The sequence below is a fragment of the Streptomyces yongxingensis genome (genome assembly GCF_055597465.1).
On sequence record NZ_CM145717.1, the window covers coordinates 10882366 to 10907455 of the forward strand.

Genomic DNA, 25090 nt, shown 5'->3' on the forward strand with positions numbered 1-25090 from the left:
GTCTGGGTCCTGTACCGCAGACTTGCGGTACAGGACCCAACGTGGAAGCGGGCGATCCACCGTGGCTTCTGGTCTCCCCGTCATCCGACCGGGGCTGACGGAAAGCGGGCGCTTCGGCCGGGGAGCGCCCGCTGTGCGGTCATGTCAGCACGTGTTGTCGGCGCGCCACGTGACCTTGTGCACGGTCGTCGGGTTGTAGAAGAACTGCCTGCTGACCTTGTCCCTCGTGACGCACACCGTGCCGTCCACCGGAACGGTCCCGTTGTTCATGTAAGTGGTGTATTCCACGTCGACGGCGCGGGAGCCGGTGTTCTGGAATACGAGCCCGTCGATGTTTCCAGACCAGTCACCACTGGTCACCAGGGCCGGGGTTTCGACGGGTGTGGGGTAGGACGCAAAGGTGGGCCACAGGCAGAAGTTGCCGTCTGGGCAGGCACTGTTGCCGGCCGCCGACGCGTTGGGCGCGGTGACGGCGATGCCCGCGAACGCGGCGGATAAGACCGCGAGAGCGAGGGAGCGCTTGCGCATGATGCTTGCCTTTCGTCGCTGTGTCAGGGTCGTTGCGGGGATCACGAGATGGGCTGACCGTCCTCGATGGTCGAGCCGGCGAGTAGCCCGCGGTTGGCGCGGCGGGTGCCCTGGGAAAGCCTGCGAGCCCGGAAACGACGGTGACCCTATAGAGGCGCTCAGTCACTGGTCCAGGGACATTTACGCCATGATCGACCAGCAGGCGGGAGCTTCCGTGGCGGCAGCGGAAAGGATCCATGCCACGCTCTCGGGCCTCGCGGAGGTGTCTCCGGCGTTCACAGGGTGAGTGGCCAGCGCCGTCGTGGATGCGCAGGCGAGACGGTCGCGGTGGAGGACGTCGAGCACGACCAGGACGTGCTGGGGCGCCGCGCACGAGGCGGAACATCTCGGAGATGTGCACGGTCTCGCCCCAGTCGCCGCCGAGAATTCGTGATCGTCGGCGCGGCGGTGGCGGCGGATCTGGTCTCCTTCGGCATCTCCCGCCACTGGCCGCCAGTCTTGAACCGCCAGATCACGCCCCCGAACTGCTGCCGCAGCCGCTCGGGGTACGGGCCGCACTCGCCGATCGGCAGGTACGGCCCGGTGAACTCCCACTCCTCGTCCGTCAGTTGCACTCGTGTCCCGCAAGGAGATCCACCGGTCCGTGGGCGACGCCCGCAGATTGATCACGATGTGATCTGCGCCCTGAAGCCACCCCGAATACTGCGACGATTTCATGGTGTCCTCGTCGCCTGAAACGGCTGATCCGGCACGTCCGGTTTCAGGACCAGGCGATCTCGCCATGGCGGGAGACGAAGCGTCCGGTGCCGGCGCCGTGCCCGTCGGTGGCGAGGGCGACGATCGCGTCCGTGCCCTCGGTGACGGTTTGGGGGCCGCTGTGACCGTTGAGGTCGGTCGCGGTGTAGCCGGGGTCGGCGGCGTTGACGCGGATGCCCTTGAGCCCCTTGGCGTACTGCGTGGTCAACATCGTCAGCGCCGCCTTCGATGAGGTGTACAGCGGCGCGATGACGTGCGACTCGGGCCGGCCGGGGTCGTGGGTGAGGGCGAGGGAGCCCATGCCGCTGCTGACGTTGATGATCACGGGGTCGTCCGAGCGGCGCAGCAGCGGCAGGAACGCGGTGGTGGTGCGGACGACGCCGATGACGTTGACGTCGAGGACGGCGAGGGCGTCGGCGGCGGTGAGGTCGCTGGGATCGCCGAGGGGGCCGTGGACCCCGGCGTTGTTGATCAGGACGTCGATCCTGCCCTCGTGTTCGGCGACGTTCGCGGCCGCGGCGGCCACGGACGCGTCGTCGGTCACGTCGATGGGGACGTAGCGTGCGCCGAGCGCGGCGGCGGCCTCCTCACCCCGCTCAGGGGTGCGGGCTCCGACGAGCACGGTGTGGCCACACTCGATCAGGCGGCGGGCGGTCTCGCGGCCGAGCCCCTTGTTGGCTCCGGTGATAAAGGTGATCGTCATGCGGTCGATACTGATCCCGACGACGGAGGCGGACCAGAGATGCTTCGACGGTAGGAAGACCAGTACCACCCTCGCGCCCACACGCACGACCGGGGATGCAGGAGGATGAGGATCATGTCGACGACACCCGGGACCGGACTGGGCGCGATGATCCGCACGTGGCGGGACCGGCTGCCCCCCTCGGCCGCCGGGCTGCCGGTGGCCCGCGGGCGCCGGGCGGCCGGGCTGCGGCGCGAAGAACTGGCTGACCTGGCCGGGGTATCGGTCGACTACATCGTGCGCCTGGAACAGGGGCGGGCCACGACACCCTCAGCGTCGGTGGTGGCGTCCCTGGCGCGCGCCCTGCAGCTGTCCACCGCCGAGCGGGACCACCTGCACCGGCTGGCCCAGCTCGCACCGCCGGTGGACGGCGCCATCTCTGACCATCTCCCGCCCGGCGTGCAGCGGGTGCTCGCCCGCCTCGGGGACGTGGCGGTCGCCGTGTTCGCGGCGGACTGGCAACTGGTGTGGTGGAACCACGGGTGGGCGGCCCTGCTGGGCGACCCCTCCGCCTCGCCGCCGCGGCTGCGCAACTTCGCCCGCGAGAGGTTCCCGGTGGACGCCGGCCCCGCCCACCTCTCGCGGTGGCCGGTGACCGAGGCGGACAGCGACGCCACCGACGCCGCTGTCGTCTCCGACCTGCGCCGCGCCACCGGCCGTTTCCCCCAGGACAGCCGCTTGGCCACGCTGATCCGCGATCTGAACGCGGGCAACAGGAGGTTCGCCGAGCTATGGGCGGCCGGGGAGGTGGCCGCGCACCGCGAGGACCACAAGACGATCGACCACCCGACGGTGGGCCCGGTCACGGTGGACTGCGACGTCCTGACCGACGGCGACTCCGAGCTCAAGATCGTCATCATGACCGCCGTGCCCGGCAGCGAGGACGAGACCAAGCTCCAGCTCACCGCCATCGCCGGCCCACCGGCCACCACGCACAAGTGATCCGACCAGCGCGTCGATCAACCGGCCGCATGTGCGCGGCGAGCGCGGAACCACGGTGCCGCCGGACGGCGTCGCCGTAGCCTGCCTCCGCGACGACCAGGGGAGCGTCGATGCCCCACGACCGTGTCTCGTCCTTCGCGGAGACGGACCGCCATCGGCTCCACCGACTTGCGCCGCCCATTCAGCAGCAGCCCGCGAACCATGCCCCGGCGACCGCACCGGACGGTCCTCGTCCGGCTGTCCCGGACAGGCGGGAACCAGCGGGTATGGCTGCCGACAGGAGGTCCGAACCGGTCAGTGCAGTCCCGCAGCCCTGCGGGACCGCTCGTCCCAGACCGGTTCCACTGCCGCGAACCGGGGCCCGTGTCCGCGGCGGTAGACCATCAGTGTCCGCTCGAAGGTGATGACGATGACACCGTCTTGGTTGTATCCGATGGTGCGCACACTGATGATCCCTACGTCAGGGCGGCTGGCGGACTCCCGCTTGTGGAGGACCTCGGACTGCGAGTAGATCGTGTCGCCCTCGAAGACCGGGTTGGGCAGCCTGACTCGGTCCCAGCCGAGATTGGCCATCACGTGCTGGGAGATGTCGGTGACACTCTGCCCGGTGACCAGGGCGAGCGTGAAGGTGGAGTCCACCAGCGGCTTGCCCCAGGCGGTGCCCGCCGAATAGTGGCGGTCGAAGTGCAGCGGCGCGGTGTTCTGCGTCAGCAGCGTGAGCCAGGAGTTGTCAGTCTCCAGGACCGTGCGGCCCAGGGGGTGGCGGTACACGTCGCCGGTGGTGAAGTCCTCGAAGAAGCGGCCCTGCCAGCCCTCGACGGCAGCGGTGCGGGTGGTGGCGCCCTGGCCCAGGTTCTCAGTCGTCATGGCGCTCATTCTGGGAAGTCCCCGGTCCGCTGTGAAATGCCGAACCTTCACCGGGATCATACGTGCGGCGCATGAGCCCCGGACCGTACGTAGTCGTAGAACCTCGCCACCACTGGCGCCCGTGGTCCTCCGGCGAGTGTGACCACACCGACCGTGCGCCGCGCCTGCGGATCCTCGAGCGGCACGGCAACAGCGTGTTCACCGGGGCCGGATGGGCTGCCGGTGACCGGGGCGACGGCCACACCGAGACCGGCGGCGACCAGGGCCCGCAACGTGCTCAGCTCGGTGCTCTCCAAAACGACCCGCGGCACGAATCCGGCCGCAGCACACAGCCGGTCGGTTATCTGACGCAGTCCGAAGACCGGCTGCAGTGCCACGAACGCCTCATCGGCCAGCTCCGCGGTCCGTACCCGGCGGCGTCCGGCCAGCCGGTGTCCGGGTGGGACGAGCAAGCACAGGGCCTCGTCGCGCAGCGGTGTCCACTCCACATCGTCCCCGGCCGGTCGCGGGCTGGTCAGCCCCAGGTCCAGCCTGCTGTTGCGGACGTCGTCGACCACGGCGTCGGCGGCGTCGCCGCGCAGCTCGAAGGTGGTGCCAGGAGCCAGCCGGCGATACCCGGCGAGGAGGTCGGGTACGAGCCAGGTGCCGTAGGAGTGCAGGAAACCGAGTGCCACGGTGCCGGTGTCGGGGTCGATCAGAGCGGTGATGCGCTGTTCGGCGCCGGAGACCTCACTGATCGCGCGCAGGGCGTGGGCACGGAAGACCTCGCCGTACTTGTTGAGCCGGAGCCGGTTCTGGTGCCGGTCGAACAGCGGAACGCCCACTCGTCGCTCCAGCCGCCGGATGGCCCGGGACAGGGTCGGCTGGGAGACATTGAGCCGTTCCGCGGTGATCGTCACGTGCTCGTGCTCGGCCAAGGCCGTGAACCACTGCAGCTCCCGTATCTCCATGCAGGGACTATACGTATACGGCATGGTCCTGGCGAGGTTTGGTCATTTCACAACGGTCGAGCGGCGGCCCACAGTGAGTCCTCACCAACCAGGACTCCCATGGGAGGGACCCCATGTCAGAGCCGCGTCTTCGCCCTGAGCAGGAAGGCCCCGCCGGGCCCCTGTCCGGACTGCTCGTGGTTTCTTTGGAGCAGGCCGTCGCCGCTCCGTTCGCCACCCGCCAACTGGCGGACCTGGGCGCCCGTGTCATCAAGATCGAACGCCCGGGCAGCGGCGATCTAGCCCGCGGCTACGACCGCACGGTGCGTGGCATGTCCAGCCACTTCGTCTGGCTGAATCGAGGGAAGGAGAGCGTCCAGCTCGATGTGCGCTCACCGGAAGGCAATCGTCAGCTGCGCGCCTTGGTGGACCGGGCCGACGTCCTGGTGCAGAATCTGGCACCCGGCGCCGCGGTCCGCCTGGGCATCGGCCACCACGTCCTCGCGCTGAGCCACCCGAGGCTGATCACCTGCGACATATCCGGCTACGGCAGTACCGGCTGCTACCGCGACCGCAAGGCGTACGACCTCCTGGTCCAGTGTGAAGCGGGATTGGTCTCCATCACCGGCACCCCCGAGACACCGTCCAAGGTAGGTCTGTCCATCGCGGACATATGTGCCGGGATGTATGCGTATTCCGGCATTCTTACGGCCCTGCTGAAGCGGGCCCGCACAGGCCGGGGCTCGCAGTTGGAGGTCTCGATGCTCGAAGCCCTCGGTGAATGGATGGGATACGCCGAGTACTACACGCGCTACGGCGGCACGGCTCCGGCCCGCGCCGGCGCCAGTCACGCGACGATCGCCCCCTACGGCCCGTTCACCACGCGCGACGGACAGACGATCAACCTCGGGCTGCAGAACGAGCGGGAGTGGGCTTCTTTCTGCATGACCGTGCTGCGGCGCCCCGGTCTGTGCGACGACCCCCGCTTTTCCGGGAACGCCGACCGGGTGGCGCACCGCACCGAGCTCGACGCCCTGGTGAGCGAGGTGACGGGCACGCTCACCGGCAAGGAACTGGTGGCGCGGCTGGAGGAGGCGTCGATTGCCTACGCACGCCAGCGCACCATGCGGGAGTTCAGCGCACACCCCCAACTACGTGACCGTCGACGCTGGGCTCCGTTCGACAGCCCGGTCGGTGCGCTGGAGGGCCTGATACCCCCGGTCACCTTCCACGGCGAGCACCCGCAGCGGCTGGGCCGGGTCCCGGAACTGGGCGAGCACACCGAGTCCATCCTGGCGTGGCTGGCCGCGCCCCGCAGCGCCGACCGCGAAGAGGTCAGCCATGCCGAATGAACTCACCGGAGTCCTGATCCTCGCCGCTGTGTTCCTGCTCTCCAGCGTACGGAGGCTGAACATGGGCATGCTCGCCCTGGTCGCCACCTTTCTGCTCGGAGTGGTCGCCCTCGACCGAACGCCGGACGAGGTGCTGGCGGGTTTCCCCGTGAGCATGTTCCTGGTGCTGGTCGCCGTCACGTTCCTCTTCGGGATCGCCCGCGTCAACGGCACGGTGGACTGGCTGGTACGTGTCGCGGTGCAGGCGGTGGGTGCCCGGGTAGGAGCCGTCCCCTGGGTGCTCTTCGGCCTGGCGACACTGCTCTGCGCGACAGGCGCGGCCTCGCCCGCCGCGGTGGCGATCGTGGCGCCGATCGGCGTGGCTTTCGCCGTCAAGCACCACATCAGTCCGCTGTACGCCGGGCTGATGGCTGTTAACGGGGCCGCAGCGGGCAGTTTCGCCCCTTCCGGGATCCTGGGCGGCATCGTCCACTCGGCGCTGGAGAAGAACCATCTGCCCGTCAGCGGCGGACTGCTCTTCGCAGGCACCTTCGCCTTCAACCTGGCGGTCGCCGCAGTGTCATGGCTCGTCTTCGGGCGCAGACGGCTCGAACCGCAGGCTATGGAAAAGGACACCGACCCTACGGCAACGGACCCGGCTTCTCGCCCAGGCGCGGAGCAGGTGGTGACGCTGACCGCGATGGTCGCGCTGGTGCTGGGGACCACGGTCCTCTCGCTGGACACCGGCTTCCTGGCCCTCACCTTGGCGGCGTTGCTGGCGCTGATCTTCCCTCGCACGTCCCAGCAGGCCACCAAGGAGATCGCCTGGCCCGTGGTGCTCCTGGTGTGCGGAATCGTGACCTACGTAGCCCTGCTCCAGGAACTGGGCATCGTGGACTCCCTGGGGAAGATGATCGCGGCGATCGGCGCCCCGCTACTGGCCGCCCTGGTGATCTGCTACGTGGGCGGTGTCGTCTCGGCCTTCGCCTCGACCACCGGGATCCTCGGCGCCCTGATGCCGCTGTCCGTGCCGTTCCTGAAGTCCGGTGCCATCGGGACGACCGGCATGGTGATAGCACTGGCGGCCGCGGCGACCGTAGTGGACGCGAGTCCCTTCTCCACCAATGGTGCGTTGGTGGTGGCCAACTCTCCCGAGCGGCTGAGGCCCGGCGTGTACCAGGGGTTGTTGTGGTGGGGCGCCGGGGTGTGCGCACTGGCTCCCACCGCCGCCTGGGCGGCCTTCGTGGTCGCATGAGCGCAGCGAGAGGAGGGACACCTGTGGAGCCCGCTCCCCGTACTCTGCTCTTCGTGCCCGGCGACCGGCCGGAGCGCTTTGCGAAGGCGGCGGCCAGCGGGGCGGACGGGGTGCTGGTCGACCTTGAGGACGCGGTGGCACCGGGTGCCAAGGCCGCGGCGCGGGAAGCCGCGATCCGATGGCTGAGCACACACGACGGCTTCTTGAGGATCAATGCCGCGGACACCCCCTGGCATGCGGGGGACCTGGCCGCGCTCACTGCGGCCCGGAGGCTGCTCGGCGTGGTGCTGCCGAAGAGTTCGACGGCGGACGGCGTGGCCGAGGTGCTGCGCCGTCTGCCGGACGGTATGCCTGTGCTGGCCTTGGTGGAGAGCGCCCTCGGGGTGCGGGAAGCGGCGGCCATCGCACAGGTACCCGGGGTGGCGCGGCTGCTCTTCGGAAGCATCGATCTCGCGCTGGACATGGACGTCGTCCCCTCGGGACCCGACGAGCCGGAGCTGCTGTGGGCCCGCTCCGCGCTGGTGGTGGCGTCCCGGGCGGCCGGATTGCCCGCGCCGCTCGACGGTGTGTACACCCACCTTGATGACGAGGCTGGTCTGGCCGCCGTCTCACAGCGCAGTCGCGGGCTGGGTTTCGGCGGTCGAATGTGCGTCCACCCTCGACAGATCGACGTGGTTCACCAGGCATGGCTACCGACGGACGCCGAGCTGGAATGGGCCCGGCGGGTCGTGCAGGCCGCCGGGGACTCCGATGGCGCCGCAGTGTGCGTGGACGGACAGATGATCGACTGGCCACGCCTACAACGGGCTCGATCACTGCTCGGTGCGTGTCGAGCGACACTTCTCGGTCAGCCGGGCGGGGAGGGGCGCATCTGATCTCCTGCCCGGACAGCGTGGACGTGGAATCGGAGGCGGCCGGGACCGGCACAGCGGCCGCGAATAGCGTCTCATCAGGTGTGTTCTGCGTACCGCCGCCCTGCGGCCGCACCCCCGACGCGGGGATCAGCGGGACGACAGCCGGCACGCCACCGAAGCAGGACCGGTGCAGGTCATCACGCGGTGGCGTGTCGGCTTCGGGTCAGGCTACGACTGCGAGGGCCTCGTGTCGTACTGGGCGAAGCTGCCGCGCTGGCCCGAGGGGCACTCGGCCTTGGCGTACTGGAACCGCCAGGCGCTCGCGTGGGTGCTGCCGTCGGAGCACTTCACCCACACCTTCACGTCGACGTTGCCGGAGCACTTGGCGTGCCCACGGTAGGCGCCGCCGGGGCCGGCGTTGTCGTACCAGGTGCTGCAGGCGGCGGCGCTCGTGGGCTGCTGTGCCGTCGCTTCTCCGTCGTCGGCGGCTACGGCGACACCCCCGCCGAGCCCACCGGTCGCGAGGGCGAGTGACGCGAAACCGAGAGCGATGCGCTTACGTGTGTTCATGGAGTTCCCCTGTTTGTTGTGGATGTTTGGCATAGGTCGTCCGGAGTGGCGGCGCGGGGTGGACCACGCCGCCCGGTGTGCCTGACCAACCTTGCCCACCGGTTCAACGGCCTTCCACAGTCCCCGCCCTCCGCGGGACATCATGGGACGTCCTGCGCTCTGACCTGCTGGGACACCGTCACGGCTGATGCGGTGCAGGGACACCTCGATGACCTGGACGGCAAAGCCACGTGCGCGCAATCGGTGGCTTTCCCGATCGGCGCGGCCCCGGCACAGGGCAGGCTGGGGGCATGAGCGTCAAGAGCACGTGCTGACCGTCCCCGCGGAGCAGCGGGAGAACCCTGCGGAAGCGGTTCGCCCACCGCGCCCATGCCCGTGTGGGGGCCGGACGACCGCCGACCCGGCCAGTAGGCCGGAGGAACAAGGACACCGTGCCCGTGGGTGAGCTCCTGCCCCCCGACGCTTGCGTTCCCACTGCCGAAGCCACTTCCGCGCCCGGCGCCGGTGCACTCTGCATCTCCCCTTGTCACCATGGCTTTCCGGGCCTGCGCCGGATCGTCACAACCCTCTTCTCTCCCCTTGTTCCTGAGTTGGTTGTCGGTGGTGAGGGAGATCATGGGGTCCGGGGGCCCGGCTCCGTCCACAACCGGGGGCCGGCGCCCGGCCGCCGGCCGGTCGCGGACGACGGGAGGGCGAGCCGCCTGATGGCAGGCAAGCGCAAGGGGAACGAGGCGGGATCGACCAACGACCTGCGCGGTGACGTGCTGCGCGTCCTCGGGTGCTCAAGGTCGCCACCGCCGATCAGGTCCAACGGCTGTCCTCGCCGCACCTGACCTACCGGCGCACCCTGAAGAAGACGGCGGCCAAGCAGAAGGAAGCGCGCACCGCCTGCCACCGAGGCGCGGCGAACGATCTGCGCCGAAAGGGCCTGCTCCTGGACGGAGGCCGGACCAGAGGAGGGGAAGAGGTCCGCATCCTCACCGCAGCCGGGCTGGATGCCGCCGCGATCGAACTGGGCCGGGAGCCGGGGGAGATGGGCGGTATGCCCAAGGGTGTCCGCACTGGCACCGTGTAAGCCCTCGACAGAAGTTCTTCCTCGGCGCTCACGACGGCCTTCCGGCCCCCGGATCGCCGGCCCGGCGCGTCCGCGACTGCCGTCACAGGCTCAGCAGCAGGTCCCGGACCGCGGCGGGCTGGGACAGGAACGGGTGGTGGCCGGCGTCCAGTTCGACGACGCTGTCGGCCCGGCGGGCGAACTCGCGCTGTAGGCGCGGCGGGGTGCCGCGGTCCTGGGCGCAGACGAGGTAGGTCGAGGGCACCTGCCGCCATGCGGCCGCCCCGACCGGCTGCCCGGTCACCTGCACGCTCTGCCGGGCGAGGTGGCCCGCCGCCTGCGCCTGGACCTCAGGGTCGCAGTCTTGCAGGAACGTGTCGACGAGCAGCTCGGGGCGGACCTCGAACGTGCCGGCGTCGGGGTCGACGTCGAGGTACGGGGCGGGGCTGCTGTCCCCGAACTCCGACAGGCTCTGCCCGACCTCGGGCAGATAGCTGGAGACCAGCAGCAGGTGGCGTACCGACCCGATTCCCGCAGCGGCTTCCGCGGTGATGATGCCGCCGTAGCTGTGGGCGACCACGACGGTCGGCTCGTCGCCGGCCTGCAGCACCTGCCGCACCGCGGCAACGTCCTCGGGCAGCCCCGGACCGCCGACGCCGCCGGGCAGGCCCGCCTCGCCGCAACTCGGCAGCGCCGGGGCCACGCTCGGCACCCCTCGCTCCTGCAGCAGCTCGGCGGTGCGGTGCCACCACCACGACCCGTCCCGCACGCACGCCCCATGCACGAACACGACCCTCATCGCTACCTCCACGTCTGCCTTGACAGCCTTTCGATCAACGGTAGACGTAGCCGCCCATGCTGACCGACCCGCGCCACTACCTCCACGTCCCGCGCAACTTCTCCGACGACGACACGGAGATACGCATCGGCACCCCTGGACACCTGTCGGCTCAACGAGGACCTGGCCGCCGACCTCATCGTCAAGAAACTCGCCCTGGAGAACGTCTCCGGCTCTTCGCGGTTGAGGGTGTGGTCGGGGTGTTGGGTAGGTGTCGAGGTCTACCACGATGGACGTTCCTGCACTGTCCATCCGAAAGACCTCGACACGCTCCACGCTGTCTTCGCCGCGCCCTGTCTGACCATGTTCCGCCGTCTCGATGAACTCGGTCTGGAAGCCGTCGGGCAACGCCTTGAGCCGGAGCAGGAGGTGATCGAGTGCCGGCACCCAGCCGCGTTCACCGATGAGCGGCCAGCACTGCCGCGAGGCCCTCTTGCAGATCTTTGACGAAATACTCGGGAACCTCCAGCGACGGGAAATGTCCCCCGTTTTCGGGCGACCTCCATCGGACGATCTGTCGATACCGCTCCTGTGCCCAGGCGCGCGGACACTTCTCGACGTCGCGGGGATACATAGTGAGTGCTGAAGGGACGTCGACCCGAAGTTCGGGGTCCAGCGAGTTGTGGCTTTCGTAGTAAATGCGGGCCGCCGATGCGCCGGTCCGCGTCAGCCAATACAGGGTGACGTCGTCGAGAACGCTGTCTATGGAAATCGTCTCGAACGGGCTGTCTTCGGTGTCTGACCACTCAGCGAACTTGTCGAGGATCCAGGCAAGAAGCCCGACCGGTGAGTCGACGAGCGAGTAGCCGATGGTCTGTGGTCGGGTCGCCTGCTGCTTCGCGTACGCCGCGCGGTGGCGCCAGAAATCGCGGGTTTCCTCGGTCCATTTGCGCTCGACCGCCGTCAGCCCGTCCGTTGTCAACCCGGGCGGTCCCTCCGCGAACGTTGTGTGGATGCCGAGAACGTGCGCCGGGAACCTGCCGCCGAGAACCGTGGTGATATTACCTCCCCAGTCGCCGCCGTGGGCTGCGAACTTGCTGTAGCCGAGCCTTCCCATCAGTTCTACCCATGCGGCCGCGATCTTTTCGGTTCCCCACCCGGTGGCGGCCGGCTTGTCGCTGTAACCGAAGCCTGGTAGCGACGGGACCACGACATGGAACGCCGGCGCGTCCGCGTCTTTCGGATCTGCCAGCTCGTCCACTACATCGATGAACCGGACAATGCTGTCTGGCCAGCCGTGCGTCAAGATCAGAGGAGTGGCATCTGCGCGCGCGGATCGGCGGTGCAGGAAGTGGATTCCCAGATCATCAATGGTCGTGCGGAACTGACCGATCCGGTTAAGGCGCTCTTCGAACGACCGCCAGTCGTACCCGGTGCGCCAGTAGTTCACGACATCGACGAGGTCGGCGAGAGGAACGCCCTGTTCCCATCGGCGGGGGTCGGGCGCGGCGCGATAGACCGTCTCGGCCTCCGGTAGCCGCGCCGAGGCCAGTCGCGCGCGCAAATCGTCGAGGTCAGCGTCAGTTGCGTGGGCTTCGAATGCTCGCACGTCGCTGGTTGGACGGGGCATGAGACCTCCTGGCCATCGCGGGACCGGCTACGAACTATCGCGAACCGGCTAAGGCGGTTCTAGCACGTCTCCGAGCCACGCTGCAACCTGCTAAGGTGGTTCCATGCGTGCTGGGTTCCCTGACTTCCGTCTCGGTAAGGTGCTGGCGACGAGCTTCACGGGGACTCTCTCGGAGCGTCATGGCAACGCTGTGGAGCGCATTCCCACGCCGCATCGACTCATCGACTGGCTGGGAGTGAACGGCCTCGCCGTGGACTCCTGCACCACTGCCCAGCTCGACCTCGCTCGGGAATTGAGGGAGTCGATTCACGCCGCCGCGACAGCGGCCGCGATCCAGGACCCTCTCCCCGCGCCTGCTGTCCACGTCATCAATGACTGCAGCGCTCAGGGTCGGGCCGCAGCGATCCTGACGCCCGAGGGTGAGCGGCAATGGCGGCTCAGCTCGGCTTCCTGCGTGGAAGATGCCCTCAGCGTGATCGCCGCCGACGCGATCAGCATCATCGCGGGCGAACGAGACGGAAAGTTGGCCTTGTGCGCATCACCGACCTGCCGAGCCGCTTTCTTCGACACCAGTCAAAGTCGCACCCGCAAATGGTGTGACATGAACACGTGCGGGAATCGTCAGAAGAAGGCGCGCTTCAATGCCAACCAGCGCAAAGTCAACGACCGCCTCACCGCGTAGGACACGGCCTTAGAGCTCGCGCAGATAGGCGCGGTGGGGCACTCGACGAGTGGATCCGGCCGGCGCCTTCGTCCGGCTTCGGCATACAGCCCTGGAGGCATACGACCGAATCGTCAGCCTCGTCCTGGACCAGATCGCTGTCGGCGGCTCGATCACCAAAGCACCCGGAGGCGGAGAGGCCGCCGGACGCTCACCGGTCGACCGAGGTAAGCAGGGCCTCGAATCGCTCCGGAATGACAGACGGTTACGGAATCCCGCTGGGCCGGGTCCTGGCAGGAGCGAACTGCCATGACTCGTCACTGCTCGCCCCGACCCTGGACCGGGTCGTTACCCACCAGTGCCCGGCCCGGTTCCGGAACGTGCAGTTCTCGGCCATCCGCGATGGGTAAGATCACGCCGCACGCTGAGCGGGCGGTTCGGGCCGCGCCGCGCACGGCACAGACCGAAACATCGGGGGAGCACGGCATGAGTACGAACGGTAATGGTTACTGGGATCCGACGGGCGGACTCGGACCCGGCCCCGGTGGACAGCCGGGCCCAGGTCCCGGCCATCAGCCCTACCCCGGGGCCGGACACCCCCCGTACCCCGGCGGCCCCGGCATGGGGCCCTACCCGCCGCAGCCGCACGGAGGTGGCCCGCAGCCGCCGCTCCCGCGCCCGCCCCGGCCGCCGCTGATGCGCGGGCAGCGGATCCTCAAGTGCGTCTACAACCCGTTCTACGCCGCCCAGTGGGCCTTCCGCCCCTCGCGCTCGGACGCCGTCGAAGACCTGACGGTGCGCAAGATCCAGATGTGGCGGACCGGGCTCGGCGTCGCCGCCTGGCTCGTCCTGGTCATGTCGTACAAGCCGGTCGACACCACCAAGGGCGTCGAGACCGTCGCGGGCGACAAGTTCAACCAGAGCTGGATCAGCACACTCGTCCTCGTGTGCGCCTTCCCGTTCGCGATCGCCCTGTTCGCGTTCGCCGCGCAGGGTGCGCTGCGCGGGCTCTACCTGCGTCGGTCCCTGAAGTCGTTCGGGGCGGTGGCGGCTCTGATGGGGTCCATGGCCACGTTCCCCCTCGCCGTGGCGCCCGACCCGAAGACCGCCGGCTTCCGTGACGCCATCGGGACCCCCGGCATGGTCGTCCTCATCACCCTCTGCGCGTGGTCGCTGGGCTTCGCCCTGTACGGGATCGCGCTCTGCCTCATGCACGTGTTCCGCACCGCCGACATCCACGAGGTGCTGCCGCCGATCCTCGCCACCTTGCTGGTGTGGGTGATGGCCGCCCTCGACGTGATCAACAACGAGAACGCCGAGGTTCCCGTCCTCGCCCGGATCGTGTTCCTGCTCGGCGCTCCGGTGTCGGTGACGGGGTTGTCGTGCTGGGAACTGTACCGGCTGCGGAAGTACCACGACCTGACCGTGCGACAGGCCCTCGGCCGCTAGGTCATCTCCGCGTCGCTAAGAGCTCGCGCGTGCGTCGAGGGTGGTGCGGGTCTTGCCCGAGTCGTGGCCGGCGTCCAGGTGCACGGTGATGTCGTCAGGCAGGGGCCGAGGTCGTCCAACAGGTCCAGGGTCGGGGCGAGCAGTGGTGAGTCATGGCAGTTCGCTCCTGCCAGGGCCCGGCCCAGCGGGATTCCGTAACCGTCTGTCATTCGGGAGCGTTTGAGGCCCCGTTTAGCCACAGCAGCAAGTCCATCCGGGACACCTGTGACCGGGTGCTGTGGCTGGAGAAGGGCGAGCTGTTGATGGACGGCCCGACCGACGAGGTCATCAAGGCGTATGAGTATGAGAAGGAGACCGGCAAGTAGGCCCCGCTCGGGCGCCGGTCGACCGGCCGCCGGGTGGCGTGCGCGTGGAGTCGACCGTCGGGTGGCTCCGCGTACGGAGTGATGTACCAATCGTTCTTGAGGTACTCCAGGGTGTAGCTGTCAAGGGCCGCTCTCGGAGAAGGCGGCAGAGGCCCTGACCGCTTCGGCCGACACCTCGAGAGATCATCTGGAACACAGCGGCGTACGTCGACGTGCACGGGCCGAGCCCCTGGCCCTGCGCCTTCTTCGCCACGAGCCTGGCCACCTCGCAGACCGTGTCGATGTCCTCACGGCCCAGAGCGTGGAGGTACTGCTCGTACCGCTGGATCGCGCCCAGAAGCGATCTTCGACGACCTGACCGTTCTGATGACGCACGCTCACAGCATGCCGGAGGCCGGCACCCAGAACCCTGCGGGAGAAGTCACATCACGCGAAGGGGCCGGAAGAAGCGGTCCTTCGAGAGGTCGCCGAGGAGACCGGTCTGCTGACAACCACAGTGGCTGAATCGACTGGAGCCTGGTCGGCGTCGACTCCGCCTCTTGCCGCGCCCGCCGGCATGCGGCGGGCCCCCGGGCCCGCGCCGTGCCGCCACCTGCCGCAGACCTCTGGTGCCGTCTGGTGACAGGAAAGACACCCCACGCCCGCACATCAGCCATCAGAATTCCTGTGTCGCCACACCCGCCAGACCCACTGGCAACTACGGGGGAATTCCATGAACCGCTCCATCGCGTCCGCCGCCGCAGCCGTCGTGCTCGCCGCCGCCCTTGTGGCGTGCGGGGGCTCGGACGGGGACAGCAGCAAGGCCGCGGCCACGAAGAGCGCCGGTTCCAGCGGCGCCGCGACGTCCGGGGGTCAGCAGACGCCGGACGCCGCGCCCAGCAGCACAACGCCGAGTGGCGCCAAGATCGGTGACACCCTCTCGCTGGAGGGCATGCCCGGTATGGGCGCCACGGGCCACGTTCAGGCCGACGTCACGCTGACCAAGTACGAGGACAACGCTAAACCGTCGCTGGATGCCTTCGCGGCCCCCGACGGACAGCGCCTGGTCGCGGCGGAGTTCACGATCCTCAGCACCGGCGACGCCACCTACGACGACCCCGGCAACCTGGGGGCGAAGGTCATCGACTCGACCGGGAAGGTCTACGCCGGTAAGCCCGGCGACCCCACCGCCGGTGAGTCCCTGGACCTCACTCTGATCCTCCAGCCGGGCGAGAAGACCACCGGCTGGGTGATCTTCAACGTGCCGCAAAATGCGAAGATCACGGCCGTGACGTACCAGATGGACTCGCTCCTGCAGACCAACGGAGAGCACACAGCCAGGTGGACCCTCGCCTGAGGTGATCTTCCGCGGCGGCCGTCACCTCCCCGAGTACCGCGGCCGCCAGCCGTCGCCGAGTCCCATCGCCCCCGCTCCATCCTCTGGCCACGGGATGGACGCATGGCGCTCAGCCGGGGCGGGGTGTTCCCGACAGGTCATGTTCCAGAGCTTCACCGAGCGGGAGGAACCCAAGGCGACCGCGGTCGAGGGGTGCCCGTCCTGGACCCACGCGGGGTTCTTCAGCTCGCCGATGGTCTCGGGTGAGACGGATGGTTCGATCGCAGGCGCCGCCCGGCTCCACTGCCAGGACCCGTCGCCACCGCACCGCCGCTCGGTATCTGCTGGGTGGCGCAGTGGATGTTGCCGCCGCCGAGGAGGAGTTCGCGGGTAGGGAGGCCGACGACCGTGTGGTGCGGGTGGATCCTGGCGAGGCGGGCGAGGGCTTCGTCGTCGTGTTCGGGGTCGAGCAGGGGGACGAAGAGGTGGTCCTCCGTGGCGTAGAAGTTGGCGTAGGAGGCGGCGAGCCGGGGGCGGGGCACGGCGCCGGCGGTCGGGACGCCGTGACGGTCGATGCCTCGAAGCTCGACCTCGGTGGCGTACAGCGGGCCGGGCAGCGGCAGTTTCTCCACCCGGAGGGTACGGCCTCTGGCGTCCTGGACGTTTCTCAGGTCTTCCACGGCGCGTGCGCTGCGCTCGTACTGGGGGTCGCTCGTGTCGTCAGTCCAGGTCAGACAGACCACCCCGGGGGCGGCGAAGCACGCCATGTTGTCCACGTGGCCGCGCGTCCCGTCGTAAGCGAGGCCCCACTCGATCCACACGGTGCGGGTCACTCCGAGGTAGGCCGCCATGAGGTGATGCATGGCGGTGCGTGAGGGGGCGTCGTTGCGGGCGGGGTCGAGCAGGGTCTCGGCGGTGACGAGGGCGGTTCCCTCCCCGTCGACGTGGAAGGAGCCGCCCTCCAGCACGAGCGGGGCGCGGTAGCGGTCGGTGGCGGTGAGGTCGAGCACCCTTTGGGCATACTGGTCGTCGGTGGCCCAGTACGGGTAGCGGTTGCCGTAGCCGTTGAAGGCGAAGTCCACGCCGCGACGCCGCCCGGCGCCGTCGACCACGAAGGTGGGGGCGATGTCCCGGGCCCAGCCCAGCCAACTGGTCGTCTCCACCACGCGGACGCGGGAGTCGAGGCAGGAGCGGGCGTGTGCGTACTGGTCGCCGGTGACCGTGACGGTGACTGCCTCCCCGGTGTCCGCGACGGCGTTGGCGAGGGCCGCGAGGGCGCGCTGCGCGGGGCGGGCTCCTTCGCGCCAGACGTAACCGTTCTGCGGCCACGCCATCCAGCATCCGTCGTGCGGCTCCCATTCCGCCGGCATGCGGAAGCCGTCCGCGGCGGGCGTGCTGTCCACGGTCCTCATCGCGCACCCCCTCGATGGCGTTCGAGGACGGAGGCGACCGACGGCGGCGCAGGCTCGGGGTCCCGCGTCCGCGAACGCACTTGGGCGGCGATACGGGTGCGCGCGTTCCTGCGGTGGCGGACCATCCACACGACGATCGGGATGAGAACGGCGAATTCCAGCGGTGGCGTGAGCGAGGCGGCCGTGGACACCGGCAGGGTCAGCACGAGCAGGACACGCGCCACGGCCTCTGCCATGAGTCCGGCACCGCATACCAGCGTCTCCGTGCGGTGCGCGCGGAGCAGGATCGGGTCGTGCAACGGTTGACCGTGCAGCCTGCTGGCCAGATAGGCGGTGGCGGGCGTGGCGGTGAGGCAGCTTGTGAGGAACGCGAATCCGGCGAGGGCGCTGACCAGTGGGTCACGCAGGAGCAGCGGCTGGGGTTCGGAGGTCACGGCGGCGAAGGCGGCCGAAAATCCGTACATGAGGAGCATGGCAAGGGCCAGGCCGTCGGCACGCCGGTCGTGCAGGACGGTGGCGGCGAGCCAGAGGGCCGCCACTCCGGTCGCGGTCAGGAGCGCGGGGAGTGTGGCCAGACCCGCGAGGAGGCAGCCGTAGTACGCAAGGGGCGAGATGCCCAGGTCGAGGGCCAAGCGGGCCAGGCGGCCGAGGCGGCGCGGGCGCGCGGGCGCCGACGACCGGACCGACTGCGGTACTGAAGGCGAAGAGGTCGGCTCCGACGGGTCCATGGTTTCTCCTGATCCTGGTCACCGGGACGGCGGACTGCGGCGTCAGCCAATTTATTTAGCACTTTCATGCTAAATAAATCGTAGCACGGTCGTGCTATAAAAGCTGGATGCCGAAGATCGTGGATCCTGAGCAGCGCCGCCGCGACGTCGTGGACGCCGTCTTCCGGGTCGTGGCCCGCGGCGGCATCCAGCAGGCCACACTCCGGAACGTCGCCGCCGAGGCCGGCCTCGCCGTCGGGTCCGTACGGCACTACTTCGCCAGCCACCGCGAGCTCCTGATGGCCGCGGCCCGCGAGATGGTGCGCCGGGTGGACGTCCGAGTGGCGGCCCAGCGGGAGCGGCGGCACCCCGGGGACGACCCGTACCTGGTGGCGCAGGAGGTGGCGGGTCAGTTCCTGCCGCTCGACGCGGCGCGCGCCGACGAGACCGCGGTCTGGCTGGACTTCGTCGCGGCTGCCCGCACCGACCCCGCCCTGGGCGAGATCGCCGCCGAACTCCACGACGGGCTGCGGGCCGTCGCCGGGCGCTTGCTGCACCGTCTGGGCGTGGACGATCCGGTGGCGGCGGAGCATCTCGCCGCAGTACTCGATGGACTCACCCTTGGCGCGACGCTCCACCCCGACCGCCTGGGTCCGGACACCATCCGGGCCGTCCTGCACCGGCACCTGACCCAACTGCTCGGCGCAGCAAACGAGTCCGAGCACCCGGACATATAGGTGCACGCGCGGCAGGCTCCGGGGGCCTTCCACGCGGCCCAAGCGCGACGGCGCTCAGGAACGGCCGCACGCCGACCAGGCGGCTGACCCGCCGCAAGGCCCGGCCCACCGAAATGCCGGGAGGCAGGGTGTAGTAGGTGGGACCTTCGCAGTCGGCGTCGAGGAATACGGTGGCGGTAGCGTCCGTGCGGTTCTTGGGGGCCCGGCTGGCCGAGAAGTCGCACGCGGATTCTCTCTGTCGAAAAGGAACGCCAACCTAGTCAGCGTCAGCAATGCCCCGGCCACGGGCAGTGATGCGCGCCTTCCTCGAATGGGGAACGCCGAATCGTTCCGCCCCGGCAAGCAAATGACGGCGCTCAGATCCGGGCGCCGGGGGCAGACGGGAAGGGACTCACCCGGGCCGATCTCCGTCTCCAGTGCCCGCCACCTCGCGCCCGGGTCCAAGTGCTCGCTCCACAGCCGGAACCTCGTCGAGCATCCCCCGAGAGTGGCCACGTCCTCCAGGCCGATGCGTCGTGGACCACCAGGCCGGGTGACGAGTTCAGACCCACCCCGATGGCGCCGTGGTACGCCTCCAAGCCGTACCACGGCGCCATCGGCTGTCTGTCCGCTGCGAACCTCGCACACAGGGTGTGAGCTGCCGCTTCTACTACGCTGGCGACACCGCCTGCCCGACGCCACGACCCTGGCTCGGTACTCCACGTGCTCGCGGCCCGGGACTCGCCCCCCCCGGGGCCCTGTCGGCTGCGGCGCGAAGCGGTGTTCGCGTCCATCCCGCCATTGTCTCTGCTGTGATGCCGGCGAGAATCACGGTGGGTGATCAGCTCGGCCACGGGCGTCCGAAGAGCAGGTCGTAGCCCGGCGGGAGTTGGAGCAGGATGCGGTTCATCAGGTCCTCACCCGCGACATCGGCCACGACGCTGAGTACCGCGCTGACGTCCCAGGTTGCGGTCTTCTCGGTGGCGCCTTCGATCCAGGCTGCGGTCGCCCGGATGAACCGCTCGGGTGACAGCGGTTCGTGCGCCTGGAGGGGGCTGAGGAGGATCAGCGCCAGCGATTCGGGCAGCCGGTCGGCCAGCTCGGCGCGTACCTCACCCACCAGATGAGCGCCCAGCAGTGCCAAGACGACGCGGGAGGCTCGCTCTGCCTCCTGCGGTGTGGGATATTCGCCGCGTTCCTGGATCGCGGCGATGAACGCGTCCCAGCGCATGCGCATGACGTCTTCCCTCCCGAATGGATGGCCGCACAGAGGCGGAGCGCGCGGACAGAAGCCGCCGTGCCCGTCTCCTGCCGCAGTCTTCAGCTGCTGATGTACGTGTACGAGTCGCCGCCGCTGACGGCGATCTTGCGGGGCCCGGCCTGATCGGCGACCGGGGTACACGGCCGCAGCACGCCGGCCCCGCGCGACGCGTCGATACGATCATGGCTTTGCTGCCTCATGCGTTGCCGCGGTGCCTGGCACCTGCTGGTTTTAACTGGTCCAGCCCACGGAAGGGGGCGGTTCGCGCGAGCATCATCGATCTCCTCCCTTCCTCCCCTCGAAGATGGGATGGACTCCTCGACGCAGTCCTATCTTCCTCGCATCCCGGTACTTGACACCTGGCCGAAGCGGCAATTTGGGGTGGTTGTGGCCTATGCGGCGGGAACACCGACGAGGCTTTCGGCCGATCGGGGAGTTGCCGCTCGCCGCGTTCGACGCCGCTTACCCACGAGGTGGTGCTGGGGCCGGTCACGACCAGACGCGGCTGCGGGCACCGGGCGACCGGGGGAGCAGGTCGGCCGGACAGGTCCGCCCGCCCGAACAGCGTGGCGTAGCCCTGACGGCAGCTGGCTGAGGATCTGGTTCAGCTCCCCGCCGGAGACGGCATCGGCCAAGGTCGACAGCACCGCGCTGGCGTCCCACTCGGCCGTGCGGGGGCGTGCACCGACCCGTTCGGGGACGCGTCGGCAGAACTCCTCCACGCCGAACCTCTCCGCCTGCCGCTCCGGCTCGCCCGTCAGTGGCGCACGTAGCTCCTTGGGCGGCTGCGCCGCCAGGTCCGTGGCCTCACCCGGCGTGATCCCCTGGGCGAGGACCTCAAGGACCGCGATGGCGATCTTCTCGGCTTCCTCCTGGCCGGTGTACTCGCCACGGTCGCGCACCTGCGCCAGAAACTCGGCATGCCTCATCGCTCTCCTCCGCTTACTGATCTCGACGCGAGCACTTATCGCCACACACGCAGTAGGAATATGGGCCGTATTGGGGTGATTATGGGTAGTGGAGGTCTCGGTCAGGGGGACTTCCGGAACGCAAGCCAGATGGCGCGCCACCTGGCGAGGAGCCTTTCGGAAGGAGATGATCGGAAATGACGCTTCCGGTTCGGCGCCAGCAGACCGGTACGGTGTGGGACCCGTTCCACGAGTTCAACGACCTGTACCAGCGCATGGGCGAGCTGTGGCAGTCGGCCGTTCCCGGAGGCGGCGGCCTGCTCGGTGAGACGTGGGCGCCGCTGGCCGACCTGGAGGAGACCGACGATGCCTACCTCCTCGAGGTCGACCTGCCCGGCGTGAAGAAGGGCGACATCACCATCGAGCTGAACGCCGGCGAGCTGTCGGTGCACGGCGAGATCAAGGAAAAGGAACGCAGCGGTGTGCTGCGCCATCGCACCCGGCGCACCGGCCAGTTCGACTACCGGGTGACGCTGCCGCAGGACACCGACGCAGAGCACATCAGTGCCGAACTCGCTGAGGGGGTTCTCACCGTCAAGGTCCCCAAGGCCGAGAAGGCCAGGCCCCGGCGCATCGAGATCACCGGCTGACGACCGCGTACACCGCCCGAAGCGCGGGGTCAGGTGGTGGTGTCGGGGTGCGGGGCAGGGTGCCCTTCTTGGATCCAGTTCCGAGAGGGCGGGCTGGGGCGTCGGGGTCAGGGCTTCCAGGTGCCGATGCGGTCCAGACGGCGTAGTTGCTGGTCGGCGGTGGTCGCGTCCAGGGCGGTGCCGCGTTCGGTGAGCCGGCGGGCGGTGTCGGTGCGCTGCTCGACGGGCTTGTGGTCGTCGTACTTGAACTTCGCCCGTACCTGGGTGACGTCCAGGCGCAGACCGCGGATTCCGGGGAGCATCCGCCCGTAGGGCGGCTGGTCGACCTCGATGGGGGCGTGATCGCCTTCGGGCTGGAAATGGGCCATCTGGCGGCGCAGCAGTTCGGCCTTGGCCTCGTGCTCGTCGACGATCGTGGCCTGACAGGTGAACTGGACGGCCGCGTAGTAGCTGGTCGGAACGCCGTCGGTGGGAGGGATGCCGGGCCCCGCGCGCCAGGGGCCGGGGATGAAGGCGTAGTCGCCGGTGACGGTGAAGGTGACGTTCGGGTCGGCCTCGATCGTCTTCCAGACCGGGTTGGGGCGGGCGAGGTGGATCAGCAGGGTGTTGCCGTCGGCGGTGAAGTGGGTGGGCACGACGATCGGTGCCCGGCCGGGCAGGCCGTTGACGCTGAGGATGCCGAAGTCGTGGCCGTCGGCGATCCAGGTCTGCCATTCGGCGTCGTCCAGGGCGGCGTCCCAGGGCTGGATGAACATGCGCGGGTTCCTCCGGGTGGGGGCGGGGTCAGGTAAGGGCGAGGAGGCTGACGGCGACGGCGGCGGTGCCCAGGCCGATCAGCTGCCCGCGGTGGATGCGCTCGGTCAGCACGCTGCGGGCGAGCAGGACGGTGCCGGCCGGGTACAGGGCGGTGATCACGGCGACAACGGCCAGGTCACCGCTGCGTGCGGCGAGCAGGAACAGCAGGTTGGCCACCGAGTCCAGCACGCCGGCCGTCGCCGAGATCGCGTACGCCGGCTTCTCCGGGCCCAGCCGCCGGTACAGCAGTCCGGCGGCGGCCAGGGTGACGGCGGAGGAGACCGCGCGGCCGATGATCAGCGGGCCGACGCCGCTGTCGGACGGCGCCTGGTGCAGGAAGACGAGCTGCAGGGCGATGGCGGCCCCGGCGCCGAAGGCCAGCAGCAACGCGGTGCGCGACGGGCGGGCCGACTTCGCGCCGTGTCCGGCGCTGACCAGCACCACCGCCGCCAGCGCGAGCGGCAGGCCGATCAACCCGGCTGGACCCAGATGCTCGCCCTGCACCAGCCCGACGGTGACCGGCAGCATCGCCGAGACCAGTGCGGTGACCGGGGACAGGACGTTCATCGGGCCGATCGCCAGCGTGCGGTAGAGCAGGGCGAACGCGGCCGCCGACGCCACACCGGACGCCGCGCCCCATGCGACGGTGGCGGGGGCGAAGGAAGCGCCGAGGAAGGGCCACAGCAGCAGCTCGACGGTGAGCGAGGCCGGGGCGGCGATCATCACGGTGCGCAGGACGTGCGCCTTGCGGGCGCCAAGACCGCCCAGGAAGTCGGCACATCCGTAGGCCAGGGAGCTGCCCAGGGCCAGCAGCAGAGCGATCATGGGTACATCCCTTACTATCAATGGAACGACTGCACCGTACAACGCATCGACCGTTATTCTGAGCAACTGAACGACCGTGTGGTGCATTTCACTGAACCGCCCTGGAGGGGTGAAGCGATGGCCGAGACCGAGGCGGCCCTGCGGACACTGGCGCACAACGTCCGCGCGGCCCGTACCCACGCCGGGCTGTCCCTGGATGAACTCGGCCGCCGCGCCAAGGTCAGCAAGGGGGCCCTGGTCGGCCTGGAGAAGGCCCAGGGCAACCCGAACTTCGCCACCCTGGTCCGCCTCGCCGACACCCTCGGCGTCTCCGTCTCGGCCCTGATGGAGGGCCATGCCGAGGAACGCGTCCGGGTGGTGAGCGCCGACGCCGTCATGCCCCTGTGGAAGGGCGAGCACGGCAGTGAGGCCCGGCTCATGCTGACCACCAGCGGCCCGGCGGCCACCGAGGTCTGGCGCTGGACACTCGAACCCGGCGAGGAGTACCCCAGCCACCCCCACCAGGCGGGCGTGACCGAAACCGTCAGCGTCACCGCCGGCCGGATGACACTCGTCGTCGACAGCGCCGAGCACCCTGTGGAAGCCGGTCAGACCGCCACCTTCGAGGCCGACACCCCTCACGCCTATCGCGGCGCGGGCACCGAAACCTGCCACCTGATCATGACCGTCCACCTGCCCCCCAGCCCCGCGTAGCCCCTCAGCGAATCGAGCGGGCCGGAGCGGTCCATGCGACGGGCATCAGACCCGTGGGCATGAGCAGCCAGCCGAGCTTCCGCGACACTCACCGCCTCGACCGCGAGCACACCGACATCCGCCGCAGTCCTGATCCCGATGCCGCCATCGACCCCCGGCTCTTCATCGCCGCGGCCAGGCCCTGATGATGGCGACACGAGAAGGAGAGGACAGACAGCGACGGGACCTGAGCCGTCCACGCCAGCGCTGCGTGCGGCCGAGCTCAGGGCGCCCTCTACGCCGCCTGTGCGAGCAGGCGTCTGAGCTCGGTGACGGCCTGGGGAGAAAGGGTCCCGTACGCGTCCCTCCCCTGTCAGTGACGTGTGCCAGTTTCCCGGGCGGTGTGTGTCGGCGCTGGTTCTTCTCGAGTCAGGCGGAGCTGTTCACATAACGGACCAGCCACATGAGCATGGAGTCGAGGTCGCCGGCGGCCGCGAGGACCTTGCCGACCACTTCAGGAGTGTGGAGCCACTCGTCGCAGCCGAGGGGATAGGCAGCGATCAGTGAACGGTGGCGCAGGAGGACCGTGCGGGAGTGGTCGGACGGATAACCCCGTGGGGGGCGCTTCATCACGTCCCCGGAGATGTCGTAGCCCTTCGCCTTCAAGTCCTCGACGATGGCCGAGAGTTCGCGGCCGCTTCCCTCGGCGGCGACGGCCTTGCGGAACATGGTGACCTGGCCAGGGTCGGGGTACCACCAGGCGCCCTGGATCCGCAGGCCGTCCAGGTCGAACCGCAGACCGATCTCGATCTTGCGGCCGAGCCGGATCACCGCGCCCTGATGCTGCCACCACCAGGAGTTTGTGCGGTAGTGCCAGACAGAGAAGTCCTCGTACCGGGGATCGACGTCCGCCACATCACTGAGCAGCGCGATCATCGGCTGCCGGACGAGACGTTCGCGATCCGCGCGGTACTGCTCGCGCACCACGCGTGATGGCTCGCCCTGCAGGTGCGCCAACACGTCCATGGCTCGCTCCGGCCAGCCGGTGAACCGTCCGCTCATGCGGGCACCATAACCCACCAACCCACCCACGATCCGACAAGGATGTAGTGCGACGG

At 69.3% G+C, this 25090-nt stretch carries 26 protein-coding genes and 4 pseudogenes; 14 read left to right on the forward strand and 16 right to left on the reverse strand.

Annotation, left to right across the window (positions count from 1 at the left end; all coding sequences use genetic code 11):
* Positions 1-144: 144 nt before the first annotated feature.
* From ACZ6TD_RS45995 to ACZ6TD_RS46005, 3 genes and pseudogenes are all read right to left on the reverse strand, one after another.
* Positions 145-528, reverse strand: coding sequence for a hypothetical protein (locus ACZ6TD_RS45995; RefSeq protein WP_471347947.1), 384 nt, complete (start codon positions 526-528; stop codon positions 145-147).
* 446 nt (positions 529-974) lie between these two features.
* Positions 975-1190: pseudogene (locus ACZ6TD_RS46000) on the reverse strand (transposase); the annotation flags it as partial.
* A gap of 98 nt (positions 1191-1288) precedes the next feature.
* A complete protein-coding gene (locus ACZ6TD_RS46005; RefSeq protein WP_471347948.1) occupies positions 1289-1987 on the reverse strand; it encodes an SDR family NAD(P)-dependent oxidoreductase in 699 nt (232 codons plus the stop codon).
* Between the two features lie 114 nt (positions 1988-2101).
* On the opposite strand from ACZ6TD_RS46005, the gene ACZ6TD_RS46010 reads away from it, so the two are divergent.
* A complete protein-coding gene (locus ACZ6TD_RS46010; RefSeq protein ID WP_471347950.1) occupies positions 2102-2968 on the forward strand; it encodes a helix-turn-helix transcriptional regulator in 867 nt (288 codons plus the stop codon).
* Between the two features lie 294 nt (positions 2969-3262).
* Here ACZ6TD_RS46010 and ACZ6TD_RS46015 read toward each other — a convergent pair whose 3' ends face one another.
* Together ACZ6TD_RS46015 and ACZ6TD_RS46020 are read right to left on the reverse strand one after the other, a co-directional pair.
* Complete coding sequence (locus tag ACZ6TD_RS46015; RefSeq protein ID WP_471347952.1) at positions 3263-3835, reverse strand: MaoC family dehydratase; 573 nt, start codon at positions 3833-3835, stop codon at positions 3263-3265.
* Between the two features lie 56 nt (positions 3836-3891).
* A complete protein-coding gene (locus ACZ6TD_RS46020) occupies positions 3892-4785 on the reverse strand; it encodes a LysR family transcriptional regulator (RefSeq protein WP_471347954.1) in 894 nt (297 codons plus the stop codon).
* 113 nt (positions 4786-4898) lie between these two features.
* On the opposite strand from ACZ6TD_RS46020, the gene ACZ6TD_RS46025 reads away from it, so the two are divergent.
* From ACZ6TD_RS46025 to ACZ6TD_RS46035, 3 genes are read left to right on the forward strand one after another with little or no spacing between them, the layout of a single operon-like run.
* On the forward strand, positions 4899-6116 hold the full coding sequence (locus ACZ6TD_RS46025; RefSeq protein ID WP_471347956.1) for a CaiB/BaiF CoA transferase family protein: 1218 nt from the start codon (positions 4899-4901) through the stop codon (positions 6114-6116).
* Positions 6106-7350: an SLC13 family permease gene (locus tag ACZ6TD_RS46030; RefSeq protein ID WP_471347958.1), complete on the forward strand. Its 1245-nt coding sequence runs from the start codon at positions 6106-6108 to the stop codon at positions 7348-7350. Before ACZ6TD_RS46025 ends, ACZ6TD_RS46030 begins: the two co-directional genes overlap by 11 nt.
* A gap of 23 nt (positions 7351-7373) precedes the next feature.
* Positions 7374-8225 (forward strand): HpcH/HpaI aldolase/citrate lyase family protein, encoded by an 852-nt coding sequence (locus ACZ6TD_RS46035; protein WP_471347960.1) that lies wholly within the window; start codon positions 7374-7376, stop codon positions 8223-8225.
* A 207-nt stretch (positions 8226-8432) separates the two neighbouring features.
* Here ACZ6TD_RS46035 and ACZ6TD_RS46040 read toward each other — a convergent pair whose 3' ends face one another.
* On the reverse strand, positions 8433-8774 hold the full coding sequence (locus tag ACZ6TD_RS46040; protein WP_471347962.1) for a hypothetical protein: 342 nt from the start codon (positions 8772-8774) through the stop codon (positions 8433-8435).
* A 778-nt stretch (positions 8775-9552) separates the two neighbouring features.
* Here ACZ6TD_RS46040 and ACZ6TD_RS46045 point away from each other — a divergent pair.
* The gene (locus tag ACZ6TD_RS46045) at positions 9553-9849 is read left to right on the forward strand and encodes a hypothetical protein (RefSeq protein ID WP_471347964.1); all 297 of its coding nucleotides are present in this window, start codon (positions 9553-9555) and stop codon (positions 9847-9849) included.
* 82 nt (positions 9850-9931) lie between these two features.
* Here the strand turns inward: ACZ6TD_RS46045 and ACZ6TD_RS46050 are convergent, their stop codons facing one another.
* Positions 9932-10627 (reverse strand): alpha/beta hydrolase, encoded by a 696-nt coding sequence (locus ACZ6TD_RS46050; protein WP_471347966.1) that lies wholly within the window; start codon positions 10625-10627, stop codon positions 9932-9934.
* A gap of 436 nt (positions 10628-11063) precedes the next feature.
* Positions 11064-12236, reverse strand: coding sequence for an epoxide hydrolase family protein (locus ACZ6TD_RS46055; protein WP_471347968.1), 1173 nt, complete (start codon positions 12234-12236; stop codon positions 11064-11066).
* 103 nt (positions 12237-12339) lie between these two features.
* Between ACZ6TD_RS46055 and ACZ6TD_RS46060 the strand changes: the two genes are divergently transcribed.
* The 3 genes and pseudogenes from ACZ6TD_RS46060 (at position 12340) to ACZ6TD_RS46070 (ending at position 14346) form a co-directional block, all read left to right on the forward strand.
* Positions 12340-12918: a CGNR zinc finger domain-containing protein gene (locus ACZ6TD_RS46060; protein WP_471347970.1), complete on the forward strand. Its 579-nt coding sequence runs from the start codon at positions 12340-12342 to the stop codon at positions 12916-12918.
* 44 nt (positions 12919-12962) lie between these two features.
* Positions 12963-13238, forward strand: a pseudogene (locus ACZ6TD_RS46065) (IS5/IS1182 family transposase); the annotation flags it as partial.
* A gap of 145 nt (positions 13239-13383) precedes the next feature.
* Positions 13384-14346, forward strand: coding sequence for a hypothetical protein (locus ACZ6TD_RS46070; protein WP_471347972.1), 963 nt, complete (start codon positions 13384-13386; stop codon positions 14344-14346).
* A 27-nt stretch (positions 14347-14373) separates the two neighbouring features.
* On the opposite strand, the pseudogene ACZ6TD_RS46075 reads toward ACZ6TD_RS46070, so the two are convergent.
* Positions 14374-14579 (reverse strand): annotated as a pseudogene (locus tag ACZ6TD_RS46075) (IS5/IS1182 family transposase); the annotation flags it as partial.
* Between ACZ6TD_RS46075 and ACZ6TD_RS46080 the strand changes: the two are divergent.
* Positions 14580-14711, forward strand: a pseudogene (locus ACZ6TD_RS46080) (ABC transporter ATP-binding protein); the annotation flags it as partial.
* Positions 14712-15423: 712 nt separating this feature from the next.
* A complete protein-coding gene (locus tag ACZ6TD_RS46085) occupies positions 15424-16047 on the forward strand; it encodes a DUF4352 domain-containing protein (protein ID WP_471347974.1) in 624 nt (207 codons plus the stop codon).
* Positions 16048-16268: 221 nt separating this feature from the next.
* Here the strand turns inward: ACZ6TD_RS46085 and aguA are convergent, their stop codons facing one another.
* Positions 16269-17438 carry an agmatine deiminase gene (aguA, locus tag ACZ6TD_RS46090; protein WP_471347976.1) on the reverse strand — a complete coding sequence of 390 codons (1170 nt, stop codon included), beginning with the start codon at positions 17436-17438 and terminating at the stop codon, positions 16269-16271.
* Positions 17435-18166 carry a VC0807 family protein gene (locus ACZ6TD_RS46095; protein ID WP_471347978.1) on the reverse strand — a complete coding sequence of 244 codons (732 nt, stop codon included), beginning with the start codon at positions 18164-18166 and terminating at the stop codon, positions 17435-17437. The genes aguA and ACZ6TD_RS46095 overlap by 4 nt, the downstream gene beginning before the upstream one ends.
* A 107-nt stretch (positions 18167-18273) precedes the next feature.
* Between ACZ6TD_RS46095 and ACZ6TD_RS46100 the strand changes: the two genes are divergently transcribed.
* Positions 18274-18882: a TetR/AcrR family transcriptional regulator gene (locus tag ACZ6TD_RS46100; protein WP_471347980.1), complete on the forward strand. Its 609-nt coding sequence runs from the start codon at positions 18274-18276 to the stop codon at positions 18880-18882.
* An 820-nt stretch (positions 18883-19702) separates the two neighbouring features.
* Here the strand turns inward: ACZ6TD_RS46100 and ACZ6TD_RS46105 are convergent.
* Positions 19703-20098: a DUF2267 domain-containing protein gene (locus tag ACZ6TD_RS46105; protein ID WP_471347982.1), complete on the reverse strand. Its 396-nt coding sequence runs from the start codon at positions 20096-20098 to the stop codon at positions 19703-19705.
* Between the two features lie 416 nt (positions 20099-20514).
* Positions 20515-21051: a DUF2267 domain-containing protein gene (locus tag ACZ6TD_RS46110; protein ID WP_471347984.1), complete on the reverse strand. Its 537-nt coding sequence runs from the start codon at positions 21049-21051 to the stop codon at positions 20515-20517.
* Positions 21052-21227: 176 nt separating this feature from the next.
* Between ACZ6TD_RS46110 and ACZ6TD_RS46115 the strand changes: the two genes are divergently transcribed.
* Positions 21228-21680 (forward strand): Hsp20/alpha crystallin family protein, encoded by a 453-nt coding sequence (locus tag ACZ6TD_RS46115; protein WP_471347986.1) that lies wholly within the window; start codon positions 21228-21230, stop codon positions 21678-21680.
* Between the two features lie 107 nt (positions 21681-21787).
* Here ACZ6TD_RS46115 and ACZ6TD_RS46120 read toward each other — a convergent pair whose 3' ends face one another.
* Complete coding sequence (locus ACZ6TD_RS46120) at positions 21788-22435, reverse strand: FMN-binding negative transcriptional regulator (protein WP_471347988.1); 648 nt, start codon at positions 22433-22435, stop codon at positions 21788-21790.
* Positions 22436-22463: 28 nt separating this feature from the next.
* The gene (locus ACZ6TD_RS46125; protein WP_471347990.1) at positions 22464-23300 is read right to left on the reverse strand and encodes an EamA family transporter; all 837 of its coding nucleotides are present in this window, start codon (positions 23298-23300) and stop codon (positions 22464-22466) included.
* A 117-nt stretch (positions 23301-23417) separates the two neighbouring features.
* Here ACZ6TD_RS46125 and ACZ6TD_RS46130 point away from each other — a divergent pair, with 117 nt between their 5' ends.
* Together ACZ6TD_RS46130 and ACZ6TD_RS46135 are read left to right on the forward strand one after the other, a co-directional pair.
* Positions 23418-23993 carry a helix-turn-helix domain-containing protein gene (locus tag ACZ6TD_RS46130; protein ID WP_471347992.1) on the forward strand — a complete coding sequence of 192 codons (576 nt, stop codon included), beginning with the start codon at positions 23418-23420 and terminating at the stop codon, positions 23991-23993.
* 59 nt (positions 23994-24052) lie between these two features.
* Positions 24053-24178 carry a hypothetical protein gene (locus tag ACZ6TD_RS46135; protein ID WP_471347994.1) on the forward strand — a complete coding sequence of 42 codons (126 nt, stop codon included), beginning with the start codon at positions 24053-24055 and terminating at the stop codon, positions 24176-24178.
* A 223-nt stretch (positions 24179-24401) separates the two neighbouring features.
* On the opposite strand, the gene ACZ6TD_RS46140 is transcribed toward ACZ6TD_RS46135, so the two are convergent.
* Positions 24402-25034, reverse strand: coding sequence for a DUF2461 family protein (locus ACZ6TD_RS46140; RefSeq protein ID WP_471347996.1), 633 nt, complete (start codon positions 25032-25034; stop codon positions 24402-24404).
* Positions 25035-25090: the final 56 nt, after the last annotated feature.